The 16,447-nt window shown below is 71.7% G+C and carries 13 protein-coding genes; 9 read left to right on the top strand and 4 right to left on the bottom strand.

What is annotated here, in order from left to right; translation table 11 throughout:
• Positions 1-59: 59 nt before the first annotated feature.
• From ABZV77_RS06545 to hutH, 5 genes are all read left to right on the top strand, one after another.
• Positions 60-923, top strand: coding sequence for a biotin--[acetyl-CoA-carboxylase] ligase (locus ABZV77_RS06545; protein WP_356251053.1), 864 nt, complete (start codon positions 60-62; stop codon positions 921-923).
• Positions 924-1,513: 590 nt separating this feature from the next.
• Positions 1,514-2,614, top strand: a complete 1,101-nt coding sequence (locus ABZV77_RS06540) for an adenylate/guanylate cyclase domain-containing protein (RefSeq protein ID WP_356252333.1) — start codon at positions 1,514-1,516, stop codon at positions 2,612-2,614.
• A 76-nt stretch (positions 2,615-2,690) separates the two neighbouring features.
• Positions 2,691-3,488 carry an enoyl-CoA hydratase-related protein gene (locus ABZV77_RS06535; RefSeq protein WP_356251050.1) on the top strand — a complete coding sequence of 266 codons (798 nt, stop codon included), beginning with the start codon at positions 2,691-2,693 and terminating at the stop codon, positions 3,486-3,488.
• An 83-nt stretch (positions 3,489-3,571) separates the two neighbouring features.
• A complete protein-coding gene (locus ABZV77_RS06530; protein WP_356251047.1) occupies positions 3,572-4,738 on the top strand; it encodes a GGDEF domain-containing protein in 1,167 nt (388 codons plus the stop codon).
• 167 nt (positions 4,739-4,905) lie between these two features.
• Positions 4,906-6,453 (top strand): histidine ammonia-lyase, encoded by a 1,548-nt coding sequence (gene hutH, locus ABZV77_RS06525; protein ID WP_356252330.1) that lies wholly within the window; start codon positions 4,906-4,908, stop codon positions 6,451-6,453.
• Between the two features lie 4 nt (positions 6,454-6,457).
• Here the strand turns inward: hutH and ABZV77_RS06520 are convergent, their stop codons facing one another.
• Together ABZV77_RS06520 and ABZV77_RS06515 are read right to left on the bottom strand one after the other, a co-directional pair.
• Positions 6,458-7,225, bottom strand: coding sequence for a polysaccharide deacetylase family protein (locus tag ABZV77_RS06520; RefSeq protein ID WP_356251045.1), 768 nt, complete (start codon positions 7,223-7,225; stop codon positions 6,458-6,460).
• A 168-nt stretch (positions 7,226-7,393) separates the two neighbouring features.
• Positions 7,394-8,221, bottom strand: coding sequence for an inositol monophosphatase family protein (locus ABZV77_RS06515; RefSeq protein WP_356251042.1), 828 nt, complete (start codon positions 8,219-8,221; stop codon positions 7,394-7,396).
• A 56-nt stretch (positions 8,222-8,277) separates the two neighbouring features.
• Between ABZV77_RS06515 and ABZV77_RS06510 the strand changes: the two genes are divergently transcribed.
• A complete protein-coding gene (locus ABZV77_RS06510; protein ID WP_356251039.1) occupies positions 8,278-8,838 on the top strand; it encodes a MepB family protein in 561 nt (186 codons plus the stop codon).
• Here the strand turns inward: ABZV77_RS06510 and ABZV77_RS06505 are convergent.
• Positions 8,832-9,170, bottom strand: coding sequence for a hypothetical protein (locus ABZV77_RS06505; RefSeq protein ID WP_356251036.1), 339 nt, complete (start codon positions 9,168-9,170; stop codon positions 8,832-8,834). The genes ABZV77_RS06510 and ABZV77_RS06505 overlap by 7 nt on opposite strands.
• A 110-nt stretch (positions 9,171-9,280) precedes the next feature.
• Here ABZV77_RS06505 and ABZV77_RS06500 point away from each other — a divergent pair, with 110 nt between their 5' ends.
• Both ABZV77_RS06500 and ABZV77_RS06495 read left to right on the top strand, forming a co-directional pair.
• Positions 9,281-9,610, top strand: a complete 330-nt coding sequence (locus ABZV77_RS06500; RefSeq protein ID WP_356251033.1) for a hypothetical protein — start codon at positions 9,281-9,283, stop codon at positions 9,608-9,610.
• 241 nt (positions 9,611-9,851) lie between these two features.
• Positions 9,852-11,114, top strand: coding sequence for an Ig-like domain-containing protein (locus tag ABZV77_RS06495; protein ID WP_356251030.1), 1,263 nt, complete (start codon positions 9,852-9,854; stop codon positions 11,112-11,114).
• Between the two features lie 84 nt (positions 11,115-11,198).
• On the opposite strand, the gene ABZV77_RS06490 is transcribed toward ABZV77_RS06495, so the two are convergent.
• Positions 11,199-12,803 (bottom strand): reprolysin-like metallopeptidase, encoded by a 1,605-nt coding sequence (locus ABZV77_RS06490; RefSeq protein WP_356251027.1) that lies wholly within the window; start codon positions 12,801-12,803, stop codon positions 11,199-11,201.
• A 302-nt stretch (positions 12,804-13,105) separates the two neighbouring features.
• On the opposite strand from ABZV77_RS06490, the gene ABZV77_RS06485 reads away from it, so the two are divergent.
• On the top strand, positions 13,106-16,444 hold the full coding sequence (locus ABZV77_RS06485; RefSeq protein WP_356252327.1) for a S8 family peptidase: 3,339 nt from the start codon (positions 13,106-13,108) through the stop codon (positions 16,442-16,444).
• The last annotated feature ends 3 nt before the right edge of the window (positions 16,445-16,447 follow it).

The following is a 16,447-nucleotide window of genomic DNA, read 5'->3' as shown; positions in this document are numbered from 1 at the left end:
GCGTATCGGCGCCGATACCGTTCGGCAGTGCGTCGTTTACCACACCTAAGGTGGCTTGCATGACGCCGTCAGATGCTGAAGACAACCGCTGGTCCGACCTCGACAGGCCGCCCCTGAACGCCGCCTCGCTCCGCAGGACCCTGCTGAGGGACGGCGGCCTGTGGTCCTCGCTCGACGTGGTGGCCGCCACCGGCTCCACCAACACCGACCTCGCGGCGCGGGCCGATGAGCTCCCCGAGGGCGCGGTGCTCGTCGCCGAGGAGCAGAGCGCGGGGCGGGGCCGCCTCGACCGCCGGTGGTCGGCGCCCGCCCGCTCCGGCCTCTTCTTCTCCGTGCTGCTCAAGCCCGCCGAGGTGCCGGTCGAGCGCTGGGGGTGGCTGCCGCTGCTCACCGGTGTCGCCGTCGCCTCGGGCCTGTCGCGGGTGGCGGGCGTGGACACCGCACTCAAGTGGCCGAACGACCTCCTGGTAACGGTCGGTGACCAGGAACGGAAGGCGGGCGGCATCCTCGCGGAGCGGGCGGGCTCGGCGTCCGGCGGGGGCATCGTCGTCGGCGTCGGCCTCAACGTCACGCTGCGCGAGGACGAGCTGCCCGTGCCGACGGCGGGGTCGCTCGCCCTGGCGGGCGCGAAGGTCACGGACCGCGATCCGCTGCTGCGGGCCGTGCTGCGCTCCCTGGAGCAGTGGTACGGCGACTGGCGCGCGGCATCCGGCGACCCGGCCGCCTCCCGCCTCCAGGAGGCCTACGCCGCAGGCTGCGCGACACTCGGCCGCCGGGTCCGGGCAGAACTCCCCGGCGACCGCTCCATCGTGGGCGAGGCGGTAGCGGTGGACGGCGACGGCCGCCTGGTCCTGGCCACGGAGGAGGGCGTGCAGCAGCCGGTAGGGGCGGGCGACATCGTCCACCTGCGCCCGGCGGGGTAGCGGAGCGCGCCTGAGGGGCCGCGGGGAACGGCGCGCCCAGCCACGGCGCACTTGCGGATGCCGGACGGCCTGGGTACGTGCCCCGCAGGGGCGCAGGGAACGGCGCGCCCAGCCAACGACGTACCCGCAGGTGTCGGACGGCCTAGGCACGCGCCCCGCAGGGGCGCGGGGAACTGCGCGATCAGCCACGACGCACCTGCGGATGCCGGACGGCCTGGGTACGTGCCCCGCAGGGGCGCGGGGAACGGCGCGCCCAGCCAACGACGCACCCGCAGGTGTCGGACGGCCTGGGCACGCGCCCTGCAGGGGCGCGGGGAACTGCGCGATCAGCCACGACGCACCCGCAGGTGTCGGACGGCCTCGCCGGGCACACGCGAAGCGCCTCGCGGGAGTAGGGAGTGAGCTGCGGCACACCTGCCGTAAAGTTGGCGCCGGTCGATACCTGACCGCGGCAGATCGGAAGGGCAGCAGGCGTGACCGTCGACGACACGGGCTCAGGCGAGGGCGTACACCCCGCCCCCGACGGCGGGTCCGGCCGTACCGCTGGGTCCGTGGCCGCCCGTGACGGCGGGGCGGAGGGTGCGAGGGACATGTCCGGGGTGCCCGAGGTGCCCGACGTGGACGAGAAGAGCGAGGACGACGCGGAGAGGGATCCGCTCGCCCTCCGCCTCGAACAGCTCATCCTCGGCGCCGACCGCAGGTACACCCCCTTCCAGGCGGCCCGCAGCGCGGGCGTCTCGATGGAGCTGGCGTCCCGGTTCTGGCGGGCCATGGGCTTTCCGGACATCGGCCAGGCCAAGGCGCTGACCGAGGCGGACGTCCTCGCCCTGCGCCGCCTCGCGGGCCTCGTGGAGGCGGGCCTGCTGAGCGAGGCCATGGCCGTGCAGGTGGCCCGGTCGACGGGGCAGACCACCGCCCGGCTCGCCGAGTGGCAGATCGACTCCTTCCTGGAGGGGCTCACCGAGCCGCCCGAGCCCGGCATGACCCGCACCGAGGTCACGTACCCGCTCATCGAACTGCTCCTGCCCGAGCTGGAGGAGTTCCTCGTCTACGTGTGGCGGCGCCAGCTCGCCGCCGCCACCGGCCGCGTCGTGCAGGCCGCGGACGACGAGGAGATGGTGGACCGGCGCCTCGCCGTCGGCTTCGCCGACCTCGTCGGCTTCACCCGGCTGACCCGGCGCATGGAGGAGGAGGAGCTCGGCGAACTCGTCGAGGCCTTCGAGACCACCGCCGCGGACCTGGTCGCCGCGCACGGCGGACGGCTCATCAAGACCCTCGGCGACGAGGTCCTGTACGCCGCCGACGACGCGGGCGTCGCCGCGGAGATCGCGCTGCGGCTCATCGAGACGATGGCCAACGACGAGACGATGCCGGAGCTGCGCGTCGGCATCGCCTTCGGGACCGTGACGACCCGCATGGGCGACGTCTTCGGCACGACCGTGAACCTCGCGAGCAGGCTGACCTCGATAGCGCCCAGGGACGCGGTCCTCGTGGACGGGGCGTTCGCGGAGGAGCTGACGCGCACGGGCGACGCGCCCGCCTCCGAGACCCAGGCCGCGGAGGAGGCCGCCGCGGCGGAGAAGGAGGGCGAGGAGCCCCCCTCCTACCGTTTCGCCCTGCAGCCGATGTGGCAGCGCCCGGTCCGCGGCCTCGGCGTCGTCGAGCCGTGGCTGCTGGCGCGAAGGGGCTGAGGAGTCCCTTCCCCCGGGGCGGGCCCGGTGACATGATCCCCGGGTAACGGTCGTTAACCGGAGGTGGAGGAGCGTCATGGGCGACGAGCAGCGGTACGGGGAGTACGTGGCGGTCAGGCGGCACGGCCACGTCGTCGAGCTCGTCCTGGACCGCCCCAAGGCGATGAACGCCGTCTCCTCGGAGATGGCCCGGTCCATCGCCGCCGCCTGCGCCGCCCTCGCCGAGGACCACGACGCCCGCGTCGTCGTCCTGACCTCCACGCACGAGCGGGCCTTCTGTGTGGGCGCCGACCTGAAGGAGCGGAACTCCTTCAGCGACGACGAGTTGCGCCGCCAGCGCCCCACGACCCGTGCCTCGTACACGGGTGTCCTGGAGCTGCCCATGCCCACCGTCGCGGCCGTGCACGGCTTCGCGCTCGGCGGCGGGTTCGAGCTCGCGCTCTCCTGCGACATGATCGTCGCCGACTCGACCGCGGTCGTCGGACTCCCCGAAGTCTCCGTCGGCGTCATCCCGGGCGGTGGCGGCACCCAGCTCCTGCCGCGCCGCGTGGGCGCCGCTCGAGCCGCCGAGCTGATCTTCTCGGCGCGCCGGGTGGAGGCCGCGGAGGCGCGGGAGTTGGGCCTGGTGGACCTGCTGGCGGAGGGCGGCGAGGCGCGTACGGAGGCGCTGGCGCTCGGCGCCCGCATCGCGGCCAACTCGCCGGTCGGCCTGCGCGCGGCCAAGCGCGCCCTGCGCCTCGGGCACGGCCTCGACCTGCGGGCCGGTCTGGAGGTCGAGGACGCGGCGTGGCGCACGGTGGCGTTCTCGGGCGACCGGGCGGAGGGCGTCGCGGCCTTCAACGAGAAGCGGAAGCCGCAGTGGCCCGGGGAGTGACACCCCGGCGAACCGGGCGGCCCCGGCGCAGGTGCGCCATGTCCCGAAGTTCCAAAATGCCGCAAACCTCCTAATCTGGGGAAATGGGTGAGGATGTCCGGCTGCGGGCCGTGGTCGAGCTGGCGCAGGGAATGGCCGCCGCGCACACTCCGCGCGAGTCCTGGCGGGCGGCCGCTCTCGGCACCTGTCGCGCGCTGAGCGGGAGTTTCGCCGCACTGTCCGTCTGGGAGCGGGACATGGGGCGGCTGCGGGTCCTGGTGAACGCGGGCCAACGCGTCCATGGCGAGGAGGAGTTCCCGGAGAACGAGGCGTACCCCGTCCACCAGTTCCCGGAGATCACCGAGTTCCTGCACGAGCACTGGGCGGGCGGCGGCGAACCGCACGCCTGGGTCGAGACCGCCGAGGGCCCCGCGGACGCCCGCGAGCCCGGCTACTGCCATCAGCGCGTCGCCGCCCTGCGCCGCCGGGGCCGCGGCTGCTGCGTGGTCGCCCCGGTCGTGCTGCACGGCCGCGCCTGGGGTGAGCTGTATGTGGCGCGTCCGCCGGGCGCGCCGGTGTTCGAGCGGGCCGACGCCGACTTCGCGACGGTCCTCGCGGCCGTGGTGGCCGCCGGGATCGCGCAGACCGAGCGCCTGGAGGAGGCGCGCCGCCTGGCCTTCACGGACGCGCTCACGGGGCTCGCCAACCGCCGCGCGGTCGACCTCAGGCTCGACGAGGCGGTGGAGCGGCACCTCGCCGAGGGGGCCGTGGTGAGCCTGGTCGTCTGCGACGTCAACGGGCTCAAGCGGGTCAACGACACCCAGGGCCATGCGGTCGGCGACCGCCTCCTCGAACGCTTCGGCTCGGTCCTCTCGCTCTGCGGCGCGATGCTGCCGGGGACGCTCGCGGCGCGTCTCGGCGGCGACGAGTTCTGCCTGGTCGCGGTGGGGCCCACCGCCGACGAGGTGGTGCGGGTCGCCGACGAACTCTGCGTACGGGCGTCGGAGTTGGAGCTCGGCGACGGGGTCGCGTGCGGTGTGGCGTCGACCGGGGACCCGATCGGGGCGGTGCGCTCGGCCCGCCGCCTCTTCCGGCTCGCCGACGCGGCGCAGTACCGCGCCAAGGCCGCGCGCGCGGCGAAGCCGGTGGTGGCGGGGCGCGAGGGCGTGGACGACCCGGTGGTGCGGCTCGCGGACGCGCCCGCGGGGGCGCACCGGGCGGGGGAGCGGCGCAAGTTCAGGGGGCGGGGGTCGCGGGCCATCGACGGGTAGGTCCACGGGCGTCCGCAGGCCGCGCGGCCGCCACGGAAGGGCGGTCCGCGGGCGATCTGCGGGCGGTCCGCGGGGCGTTCTGACGCGGCTGACCTCGCGGTAAGTGGCTCTTGCCAATTCCACCCGTGACACCTGGCGATTCAGTCCGTACGCTGCTGAATATGGATATGCACAGCGTGGGTACCGTGGCCCTTGGGACGTCCGGGACGACCGCGGCGGACGTCGTCGCCGTCGCGCGCGGCAACGCACGGATCGAACTCTCCGCCGAGGCGCTGACGGCGCTCGCCGCGGCCCGCGGGATCGTCGACGCGCTCGCGGCCAAGCCCGAGCCCGTCTACGGCGTCTCGACCGGCTTCGGCGCCCTGGCCAGCCGCCACATCGGCCCCGACCTCCGCGCCCAGCTGCAGCGCAACATCGTCCGCTCGCACGCGGCGGGGATGGGCCCGCGCGTGGAGCGCGAAGTGGTGCGCGCGCTGATGTTCCTGCGCCTGAAGACGGTCTGTTCCGGCCACACGGGCGTGCGCCCCGAGGTCGCGCAGACGATGGCCGACGTACTGAACGCGGGCATCACGCCGGTCGTCCACGAGTACGGCTCCCTGGGCTGCTCCGGAGACCTCGCACCGCTCAGCCACTGCGCGCTGACGCTGATGGGCGAGGGCGACGCCGAGGGTCCCGACGGCGAGCTGCGGCCCGCGGGCGAGCTGCTCGCCGCGCACGGCATCACGCCGGTCGAGCTGCGCGAGAAGGAGGGCCTCGCCCTCCTGAACGGCACCGACGGCATGCTCGGCATGCTGGTGATGGCCCTCGCCGACCTGGAGACCCTCTACAAGTCGGCCGACATCACCGCCGCCCTGACGCTGGAGGCGCTGCTCGGCACGGACAAGGTCCTCGCGCCCGAGCTGCACGCCATCCGCCCCCACCCGGGCCAGGCTGCCTCCGCCGCCAACATGCTCGCCGTCCTCGCCGGGTCCGGCCTCACCGGCCACCACCAGGACGACGCGCCGCGCGTCCAGGACGCCTACTCGGTGCGGTGCGCGCCGCAGGTCGCGGGCGCGGGCCGGGACACGATGGCCCACGCGCGGCTCGTCGCCGAGCGCGAGCTGGCCGCCGCCGTCGACAACCCCGTCGTACTGCCCGACGGCCGCGTCGAGTCGAACGGCAACTTCCACGGCGCCCCGGTCGCGTACGTCCTCGACTTCCTCGCCATCGCGGCGGCCGACCTCGGCTCGATCGCCGAGCGCCGCACCGACCGGCTGCTCGACAAGAACCGCTCGCACGGCCTGCCGCCGTTCCTCGCGGACGACGCGGGCGTCGACTCGGGCCTGATGATCGCCCAGTACACGCAGGCGGCCCTGGTCAGCGAGATGAAGCGGCTCGCGGTCCCGGCCTCGGCCGACTCGATCCCGTCCTCCGCCATGCAGGAGGACCACGTCTCCATGGGCTGGTCCGCGGCCCGCAAGCTGCGCACCACGGTCGACAACCTCGCCCGCATCGTGGCGATCGAGCTGTACGCGGCCACGCGCGCCGTCGAACTCCGCGAGGGCCTCACCCCGGCGCCCGCGACGCAGGCGGTCATCGAAGCCGTCCGCAAGGCGGGCGTCGAGGGTCCCGGTCCGGACCGCTTCCTCGCGCCGGACCTGGCGGCGGCGGACGCGTTCGTCAGGTCGGGCGCGCTCGTGACCGCGGTCGAGCCGGTGACGGGGCCGCTGGCCTAGCGGTTCAGCGCACCGGGAAACCGAAGGTGTAGCCCTGCGCCTTGAGCTGCGGGAGCAGTCGGCGCAGGGCCTCGACGGTCTGGGTGCGGTCGCCGCCCGCGTCGTGGAAGAGGAGGGTCGGACCGTTGGGCAGTTCACGCTCGACGGTCGCGACGATGGCGTCCGTGCCCGGGCGCTCGAAGTCCTTGGTGTCCACGTTCCAGCCCAGCGGGCGCATGCCGCGGTCGGCGGCGAGCTTGCGGCTGTAGGGGGTGAACGCCCCGCCGGGCGCCCGGTAGTACATCGGCCGGACGCCGCCGGACGCCTTGGTGATCATGCGCTCGGCGTCGAGTATCTGCTGGGACTGGTAGGCCTGGGTGTCCTTGTCCATGCCGGTGTTGTGCGACACGGAGTGGTCGCACAGCCGGTGCCCGGCCGCGACGACCTTCTTCACGACGTCCGGGTTGGCCTGGGCCTGCGTCCCCACCATGCAGAACGTGGCCTTCACCCCGTTCTCCCGCAGCAGGTCGAGCATTTGAGGGGTCCACTTGGGGTCGGGGCCGTCGTCGATGGTGATGTTGACGCCGCGCTTCCCCTTCTCCGAGGCGTGCGCGATGGTCGGCGAGACCGGCTTGACGCCGGGTCTGGCCGGTGCGGTCGCCTCCGGTGACGCGTCGTCCGCGTCACCGGCCTGCGCGGTCCACACCGAGGCGCCGGTGGCGAGCATCGTCACCCCGAGCGCAGCCCCGATCAACTTGCCGTACCAGCCCCGCCCACCGCTGTGCCGTGCCATGCCCGCCCCTTTGCCAAGTCCTCGCCGAACCCCCGGTCGCCGCGTTGCGGCCACCCGGCAGGACGAGTCACGGAGCCGAAGGGATGCGCCTGTTACGGATCACGGACAATTCCGATGAAGATCGCGGACAACTCCCCGCGAGCGGGCCCCTCCCGGAGCCGCTGGCCGCTAGCCGCCGATCATCGACATCAGCAGCCCGTGGGTCTCGGCGTCCGCCGCCACCACGAGACCGCGGCCCCCACGCCCCGGCGGGGCGCCGTCAACTCCGGTGACCACGCAGCCCGCTGCCCGGCACAGGGCGATCCCGGCGGCGAAGTGCACGCTCTCGGACAGGTCACCGCCATCGGTGACGTACGCGGCCCGCCTGCCCGCGGCGACCCACGCCAACGCCAGCGTCGTGGACACGACCCGGGGCCGGAACCGCGCGGCGAAGCCGGGGTGGGCCAGCAGGTCCACGCCGCGGAATCCGGGCGCACCGGGGAACGGCGGATCGAGGTTGACGTCGACGAGCCGGGTGTCGGAGGTGGGGGCCAACAGCCCGTCGACACCCTCGGACCCCTCGTAGTGCCGCACGCGGGCGGACGTGCCGTCCGTGTGGAAGACCTCGCCGCTGAACGGGTCCGCCACCGCCGCCGCCCCGTCGCGCAGCGCCACGTTGACGGCCACGAGCATGGTGCCGACGGCGTAGTTCAACGTCCCGCAGAGGGGATCCACCAGCCACTGGCGCGCGGCGTCGGGGGCGCCCCGCTGCCCGCCCTCCTCGCCGAGCACGGAGTCGTCGGGCCGCGCGGCCCGTATGACGTCGAGGATCGCCTTCTCGGCCGCCACGTCGGCCTCGGTGGCGAAGTCGCCCGCACCCTTGTCGATCCGGGCGAGCCGTCGGCCGTACAGGCCGCGCACGACGTCCGCGCCCGCGCGGGCCGCGGCTATGGCGACTTCGGCGTCACCGGATGCACCGGATTCACTGGATTCCGTATACGTGTCTGAGCTGGTCATGCGGCGCAGAGTAGCCGTCGGCGGGCCCGGTCCACGCCCCGTGACAGGGTGGCCGGATGACAGCGAACCGAGCGTGTCCTTCGGCCGGTCTCATGGCGGCGAAGGCACTCGTCTACGACCCCTGCGGCTTCGTCTGGTCGCAGCCGGTGCCCGAGGCGGAGGGCGCCGACTACGCCGCCCAGACGTTCACGCTCGACGGCCTGCGCGTCCGCTTCCGCGAGGCCAGGACGACGCCGACCAAGGTCGGCCAGTTCGTCACCGTCTGGATGAGGTCCGCCGCCGGGCCCATCCGGCCCTTCGACGACACGGACGGCGTCGACCTCTTCGTCATCAGCAGCCGCGACCAGGGCCACTTCGGCCAGTTCGTCTTCCCTGCGGAGGCGCTCCGCGCACACGGTGTCGTGGCGACGGACGGCGTCGGCGGGAAGCGCGCCTTCCGCGTCTATCCGCCCTGGGTGACCACCACCAACCGGCAGGCGGAGAAGGCGCAGTCGTGGCAGGTGGAGTTCTTCCTGCCGGTGTACGAGAACGAGGGCGGGGAAGCGCACGGCTCCACCGACCTCGCCCGCGCCCGGGAGCTCTACCGCCCGCAGCGGGACGCCCTCGGGCCTCAGTAGGCCGCGCTGCCGCGCCCACCGCTTTCGCCGTCGCGTTCCCTGCGTACCGAGAACACCACGAAGCCCGCGCCCAGGCCCAGGAACGCCGTGCCGCCGACGACGTACGGGGTCGTGTCGAAGCCGCCGCCCGTCTCCGCGAGGCGCCCCGAGGCCGCGGAGGCCGTTTCGTGGCGGTTCGAGGGAGCGGATGGATTCGAGGAACTCGAGGAACTCGAGGAATCCGAGGAGGGGGCTGCGTCGGGCGACGTCGCGTTGGCGGAGGGGACGAAGCACAGGGCGCCGAGCAGGGCTCCGGCGGCAGCAGTGGTCAGCAGTGATCGGCGTGCGGACACGGAATCGGATCCCCCTTGTGGCGCTGGCGAATTGGCCGTGTGGGGCGATGCTAATGAAAGGTGCGGGTCGCGGGAAAGTCGCGAGCTCACGGGGCCGTACCCTCCGTCGTATGAGTGGAGACGAGACATCACGGTTTGTACGGCTGCGGGTGGAAATGGTCGTCGAGGTGGGTGACGCCGAGAAGCTGACCGGCGCCGCGCTGGCCCACATCGGCGAGGACGAGCAGATGCCCGGCGAGGAGCGGGCGCACGCCGAGACCGCCGTCCAGGAGGACGTCGCCGAGGCGCTCGCCTACCTCGTGGACCCCTTCGACCTGGTCAGCCACGTGCCCGGCACCGAGCTGACCCAGGCCTCGTGGAGCAGCGAGTCGATCGACTACGACCCCGATTCGCCGGACTGGGACCCGGACGAGGATGATGGCGAGAACGACGAGTTGTAGCCCGGATTGAAGAATCCGGAACCGGGAACCCCGGGCAGCAACCGCCGCCCGGGGTTCCGTCGTCTCACCCTGCACGGACGGCACGGGGGGCGACGCGAGACAATTCCAGTACCGCGAACGTGGTGTTCCCCACACTCTTCGCGGTTGTGGAACGGGACGAACCGGGCAGGACGTTATGCGGGATTGCAGGGGGACTCTCGGGGTTGGCTCTGGGGATTCGGCAACTATGGAGATGCGTGTGATGACGGACAGTAGGCGTCGCGGGCTCGGACGCGGGCGCAAGAGCGTCGCGGCCGTATCCGCTCTGGTGAGCGGCGTGCTCGTGCTCTCGGCGTGCAGCAGCGACGACGGCGACAAGGCTTCGGGCGGCAAGGAGTCGCAGAACCAGGTCGACGAGGCGGCGGCCAAGAAGACCTCTGCCGCCCAGATCAAGATCGCGCCGAAGAACGGCTCCGACAACGCAAGCATCAACAGCGCGGCCGCTGTCACGGTCAGCGACGGCACGCTCACCGACGTGACGATGAAGAGCGACGGCGGCACCGTCGTGGCCGGAAAAATATCTGCGGACAAGAAGAGCTGGAAGCCCAGCGCCCAGCTCGAGCGCGCCACGAAGTACAAGATCTCGGCGACCGCCAAGGACTCCGAGGGCCGCAAGGCGCACGAGAACTCGGCGTTCACGACCGTCTCGAAGGCCAACAGCTTCATCGGGAGCTTCACGCCCGAGGACGGCTCCACGGTCGGCGTCGGCATGCCCGTGTCGATCAACTTCGACAAGGCGATCACCAACAAGAAGGACGTCCAGTCCTCGATCAAGGTGTCGTCCACCGGCGGGCAGGAGATCTCCGGCCACTGGTTCGGCGCGAACCGCCTGGACTTCCGGCCCGAGGACTACTGGAAGGGCAACTCCACCGTCACCCTGAAGCTGGACCTCGACGGCGTCGAGGGCTCCGACGGGGTCTATGGAGTGCAGCAGAAGACCGTCCAGTTCAAGATCGGACGCAACCAGGTCTCCGTCGTCGACGCCAAGACGAAGCAGATGAAGGTGATGCGGGACGGCAAGGTCGTCAAGACCATCCCGATCTCCGCGGGCTCGCCCGAGAACAAGACGTACAACGGCAAGATGGTGATCTCCGAGAAGTTCAAGGAGACCCGGATGGACGGCGCGACCGTCGGCTTCAAGGACGGCGACGGCAAGGGCGAGTACGACATCAAGGACGTGCCCCACGCCATGCGCCTGTCGAACTCCGGCACGTTCATCCACGGCAACTACTGGGGCTCGCCCTCCATCTTCGGCGGCGCCAACACCAGCCACGGCTGCATCGGCCTCCAGGACGCCAAGGGCGCGGGCGACAAGAGCACCCCCGGCTCCTGGTTCTACGAGAACTCGATCACCGGTGACGTCGTCGACGTCCGCAACACCGGCGACAAGACCATCTCCCCGGACAACGGCCTCAACGGCTGGAACATGGACTGGGCGCAGTGGAAGGCCGGCTCCGCGGTCTGATCCTGGTCCGATCCCTGAGCACGGTCGTACGGAAGCGGCCCGCACCCTGTGAAGGGTGCGGGCCGCTTCCTGCGTGCCCGGCCCTCATGCCCCGGTCGGCGTGAAGACCGCGCTGATCGTGTACGGGCGGTCCATCGTCATCGTCACGTTCTCGTCCGTGATGTCGTGGCGCCTGCCGTCGACGATCCAGCCGCTGACGCGGTATCCGGCCGCGGGCTTCGCCGTGACGCCCACCGTGGTCCCGGGGGCGTAGGGGCCGTGGACGGCGGGGCGGACCGTGCCGTTCGGGCTCGCGCCGATCGTGAGCCGGTGCCGGACGCGGTCCACCTTCAGCTCGCGGTAGCCCGCGACGATGGGGGCGGTCCTGCGGGCCAGCGCGGCGTTGTTGTTGTTCTCGTCGCCCAGGGGCTGGCCGTCGACCGTGTTCTCGGTGTTCGAGTACTGGTTGACGGGGCTGCAGGGCTGGCCGCAGCTCTCCGCGTAGGCCATCAGGGAGTGGTAGTCGCGGCGCGGGGTGATCCACCCCGTTCCTGCGGGGGAGTTGAGCAGCTCGCGGTAGCCGCCCGAGGGGTCCTGCCGGTCGAGGGTGACGCGGTCGTGGAACAGGCCCAGGTTGTGACCGAGTTCGTGCCCGAGGTTGTACCACTCGCTGAGCGACTGGACGTCGACGGCCGAGTAGGCCAGCTCGTCGTCCAGGTGACCCCTGGTGGGCAGGCTGGCCTGGCCCGAGGAGCCGACGGGGACGTCGTTGATGACGGTGACCAGGTCGACGCCCAGCTCCTCGCGGTGGCGGTGCGCGGTGGCGCCCAGGTCGCGGTCCCGCGGGTCGGAGAGCTTTTCGAGCATGCGTGCGGCGGTCTGGTTGCCGCTGTAGCCGGTGTCGTAGCGGCCGACGACGTCGATCCTGGCCGCGACGTTGCTGTCGGCCAGGGCCTGGTTCATATAGGACTCGGCCATCCCGATGCGGGCCGCCATCGCCTGCTCTCCGCCCACCCGGCGCAGCGCGGGCGGGGTGTACCCGGCGAGGACGTCGATGACGACCGGGTCGGCCGGATCGGCCGGGGCGCGGTCTTTGAGGGAGTCGTGCAGCTCCCGGGCGGCGCGCTCGTCGAGGGTGCCGTTGTCGGGCGCGGGGTGGCGGCGCGCGCCGGGGTTCTCCTCGGTGATCCGCAGTCGCGGGCGCTCTCCCGGCAGGGTGGTGACGTGGTACGTGCGCGCCCCCAGGTCGACCATGGCGTCGACGGCGGGCTGGTTCTTCTGGTTCTTCAGGTTCTTCTGGTCGGGCCGGGACTCGATGACCGGGCGGGTTGCCTTCGTGGGGCGGCACACGTGGCTGGCCGAGATCACCGCCTGCTGCTCAGGAGCCCCCTTGACATGGCCGGTCCACGTGACGGTGTTCTCCTTCGCTTCGCGGCCGTCCTGGACGAGCGTGATCCGCACGCCGGGAAACAGGTCGAGGGCGTGCTCGGTGGCCCGGCCGAAGCCACCGGCCGAGCACAGCCACCGGTAGTCGGCGACGTCGAGGGCGACCGTGCGCTCTCTGAGGACGTCCTTCTCGTTCGCGGTCGGTCTTGGGCCCGAAGGGTGGGGTTCGGCGACCGCCACGGCCGTGGTGAGGGTCAGGGCGGCGGCGCACAGGCAGGCCAGCCGGATCGCGCCGCGCGGGCGCAGGGAGGGCATCGGGATCATGGCGCTTGTCGTTCCACTGCGGGGGTGTGCGGCAACCGGGGGCCGCGGGTACGTCACCCGAGCGCGCGCCTGTGGCACTCACACGGCTGCGTCCATTCCGGCCCCGGGGAAATGGGGAACGCGGCGATCCGTATTTCGGAATTGCCCCGATCCGGCCAATTGCCGTTAAGGCGTCATGAATTTCGGTCAGCCTCAACTCTGTACTTCTGTCCCGCTATTGAGCAGGTGTAGCCCCCTCGGCATACTTCGACATCCAGGGGGCGGGAGCCCCTATACCTCCAGGGGGAGACTTGCGCAGACAAGTGAAGAGAGCGTGCGGGGCCAGTATCGCCGCGGCGGTGGCCGTGGCCCTCGCGGCGGGCATGACCAGCCCGGCCGCCGCGGACCCCGCCCCCGCGGGGCACACGGTCCAGGCCGAGGGCGGGCTAGGCAAGGGCGCGGGCAGGACCCACGTCACGCTGATCACCGGCGACCGTGCCGTCCTCGACGCCAACGGCCGCGTGGTCGGCATCGACCGTGCCAAGGGGCGGGAACACATCCCCGTACAGGTGCGGCGCAGCGGCGGACACACGCTGCTGATACCCGCCGACGCGCAGCGCCTGATAGCCGACGGCACCCTCGACCGGCGCCTTTTCGACGTCACGGAGCTGAACAAGAAGCGCAACCGTGCGGCCCAGAAGAAGGCCCTGAAGGTCATCGTCGGCTACAAGGGAGCCGCCGCCACGACCAAGGCCGATGTCCGCGGCGCCGGTGACACCACCGTCCGCAGGAGCCTGAAGGCGCTGAACGCCGACGCGGTCAGCACGCCGAAGCAGGACGCGACCGACCTGTGGGCCGCGCTGACCAGCGGCAAGGACGGCGCCCGCACCGCGGCGTCCGGCATCAGCCACGTCTGGTTCGACGGCGTCCGCAAGGCGAGCCTCGACAAGAGCGTCAAGCAGATCGGCGCCGACAAGGCCTGGGCCGCCGGGTACGACGGCAAGGGCGTCAAGATCGCCGTGCTGGACACCGGTGTCGACGCCACCCACCCGGACCTCAAGGACCGGGTGATCGCCGAGAAGAACTTCACGGAGTCGGCCGACGCCAAGGACCGCTACGGCCACGGCACCCACGTCGCGTCCATCGCGGCCGGGACGGGCGCCAAGTCCGGCGGGAAGTTCAAGGGCGTCGCGCCCGGCGCCAAGCTGCTCAACGGCAAGGTCCTCGGCGACGACGGCTACGGCGAGGACTCCGGCATCATCGCCGCCATGGACTGGGCGGCCGCAGAGGGTGCCGACGTCGTCAACCTGAGCCTCGGCGGTTCCGACGCCCCCGGCATCGACCCCCTCGAAGCGCAGGTCGACAAGCTCTCCGCGGAGAAGGGCATCCTCTTCGCGATCGCCGCGGGCAACGACGGCGAGCCCGGCTCGGTCGGCTCCCCGGGCAGCGCGGACGCCGCGCTCACCGTGGGCGCGGTCGACGACAACGACAAGCTGGCGGACTTCTCCAGCCAGGGCCCGCGGGTCGGCGACGGCGCGATCAAGCCCGACGTGACCGCGCCCGGCGTCGACATCACGGCCGCCGCCGCGCCCGGCTCCGTCATCGAGAAGGAGGTCGGCCAGAACCCCGAGGGCTATCTGACGATCTCCGGTACGTCGATGGCGACCCCGCACGTGGCGGGCGCCGCCGCCCTGCTCAAGCAGCAGCACCCGGAGTGGAAGCACGACGAGCTGAAGGGCGCGCTCACCGGTTCCACCAAGGGCGGCAAGTACACGGCGTTCCAGCAGGGTTCGGGGCGCATCGCCGTCGACAAGGCCATCAAGCAGACCGTGATCGCCGACCCGGTGTCGGTGAGCTTCGGCACGCAGCAGTGGCCGCACACCGACGACAAGCCGGTCACCAAGAAGGTGACGTACAAGAACCTTGGCAAGGACGAGGTCACCCTCGACCTCGCCGTGGACGCCACCGACCCGAAGGGCAACCCCGCCCCCGCCGGGTTCTTCACCCTCGGCGCGAAGAAGGTGACCGTCCCCGCGGGCGGCACCGCCTCCGTCGACCTGACGGCCGACTCCAAGCTGGGCGGCACGGTCGACGGCTCGTACTCCGCGTACGTCGTGGCGAGCGGCGGCGGCCAGTCCGTGCGCACGGCCGCCGCGGTCGACCGCGAGGTGGAGTCGTACGACCTCACGGTGAAGCACCTCGGCCGTGACGGACAGCCGACGAAGCACTACAACGACTCGGTCCAGGGCCTGACCGGCGCGGCCAGGGGCGCGGACTTCGACACGTACGACCCCTCCGGCACCTTCAAGGTCCGGGTTCCCAAGGGCAGTTACGTCCTCGACTCGAACATCGCGGTCGACCTTGCGGACCTCAGCAAGGGCGTCGACTGGCTCGCCCAGCCGAAGCTGGACGTCACCAAGAACACCACGGTCACGGTGGACGCGCGGACCGCGAAGCCGGTCGACATCAGCGTGCCCGCGACCGACGTGAAGGGTGTCCTCGCCTCCCCCGACTACACGGTCGAGACGGCGGACTTCAGCAGCAGCTTCGGCTGGCTGATGGACGAGTACAAGAACTTCCGCACCGGTGCCGTCGGTGCCGCCCCGACCGGCGTCAAGCTCAGCCAGACGTGGTCGGGCGTCTGGACCAAGGGCGACAAAACCGAGTACAACGTCCTCTCCGGCACCGCGGTGAAGCACGTCGCCACGGGCTACACCAAGCACTACAAGGCGAGCGAGCTGGCCACGGTCAAGGCCGGGCTCGGCGCGGCCGCGAGCGGCAAGACGGGCTCGCTGCGCGCGGCCGGTGAGCTGCCCGTCGGCAGCGGCACCTGGTCCGTCTCCGTCCCGACGAAGCTGCCCACGGACCGCACGCTGTACGTGTCCACCGCGGACAAGGTCAAGTGGGGCCTGGAGTTCGAGCAGAACGGTCCGGTCGACCCGGAGGGCTGGCCGACCGTCGAGACCGGCTACTCGCTGGGCACCCCGCAGACCTTCAAGGCGGGCACGACCTACGAGAAGACGTTCAACACCGCCGTCTTCGGTCCCCGCATCGGCGGTCAGTACGGCGTCTACCGGCGTGGCAACGAGATCCAGGGCTACCTCCCGGTCTTCGCCGACGGCAAGACCCACGCGGGCTACTCGCAGTTGACGTCGGTGAAGACGACGCTGACCCGCAACGGCACCCAGATCGGTGAGAACGACGACCCGCTGGTCGGCGACAAGCCGTTCAAGGTGCCGTCGGGCGACGCCGCGTACAAGCTGTCGACGTCCGTGAAGCGCAGCGTCAAGGTGGGCGCGGCCTCCACGCGGATCGACGCGAGCTTCAGCTTCCGCTCCAAGAAGGCGGACGAGGCGAAGCTGCCGGTCTCCACGGTGCGGTTCGGCCCGAAGGTCGGCCTGGACAGCCGTGCGAAGGCCGACGAGAAGCAGTCGGTGCCGGTCACGGTCCAGGGCGCGGCGGCGGGCTCGAACCTCAAGTCCCTTGCCGTGTACGTGTCCTACGACTACGGCCAGACCTGGAAGAAGGTCACGGTCACCAACGGCAAGATCTCCGTGCAGAACCCGGCGAAGAACAAGGCCATCTCGTTCCACGCCAAGATCGCGGACAAAAAGGGCAACAAGTCGACGCTGTCGATCTACAACGCGTTCTACAGCAAGTAGACG

This window comes from Streptomyces sp. NPDC004732 (assembly GCF_040609235.1).
Taxonomy (GTDB): domain Bacteria; phylum Actinomycetota; class Actinomycetes; order Streptomycetales; family Streptomycetaceae; genus Streptomyces.
The sequence above is the reverse complement of the archived record's forward strand: the minus strand, read 5'-3'. Positions and strand labels throughout refer to the sequence as shown.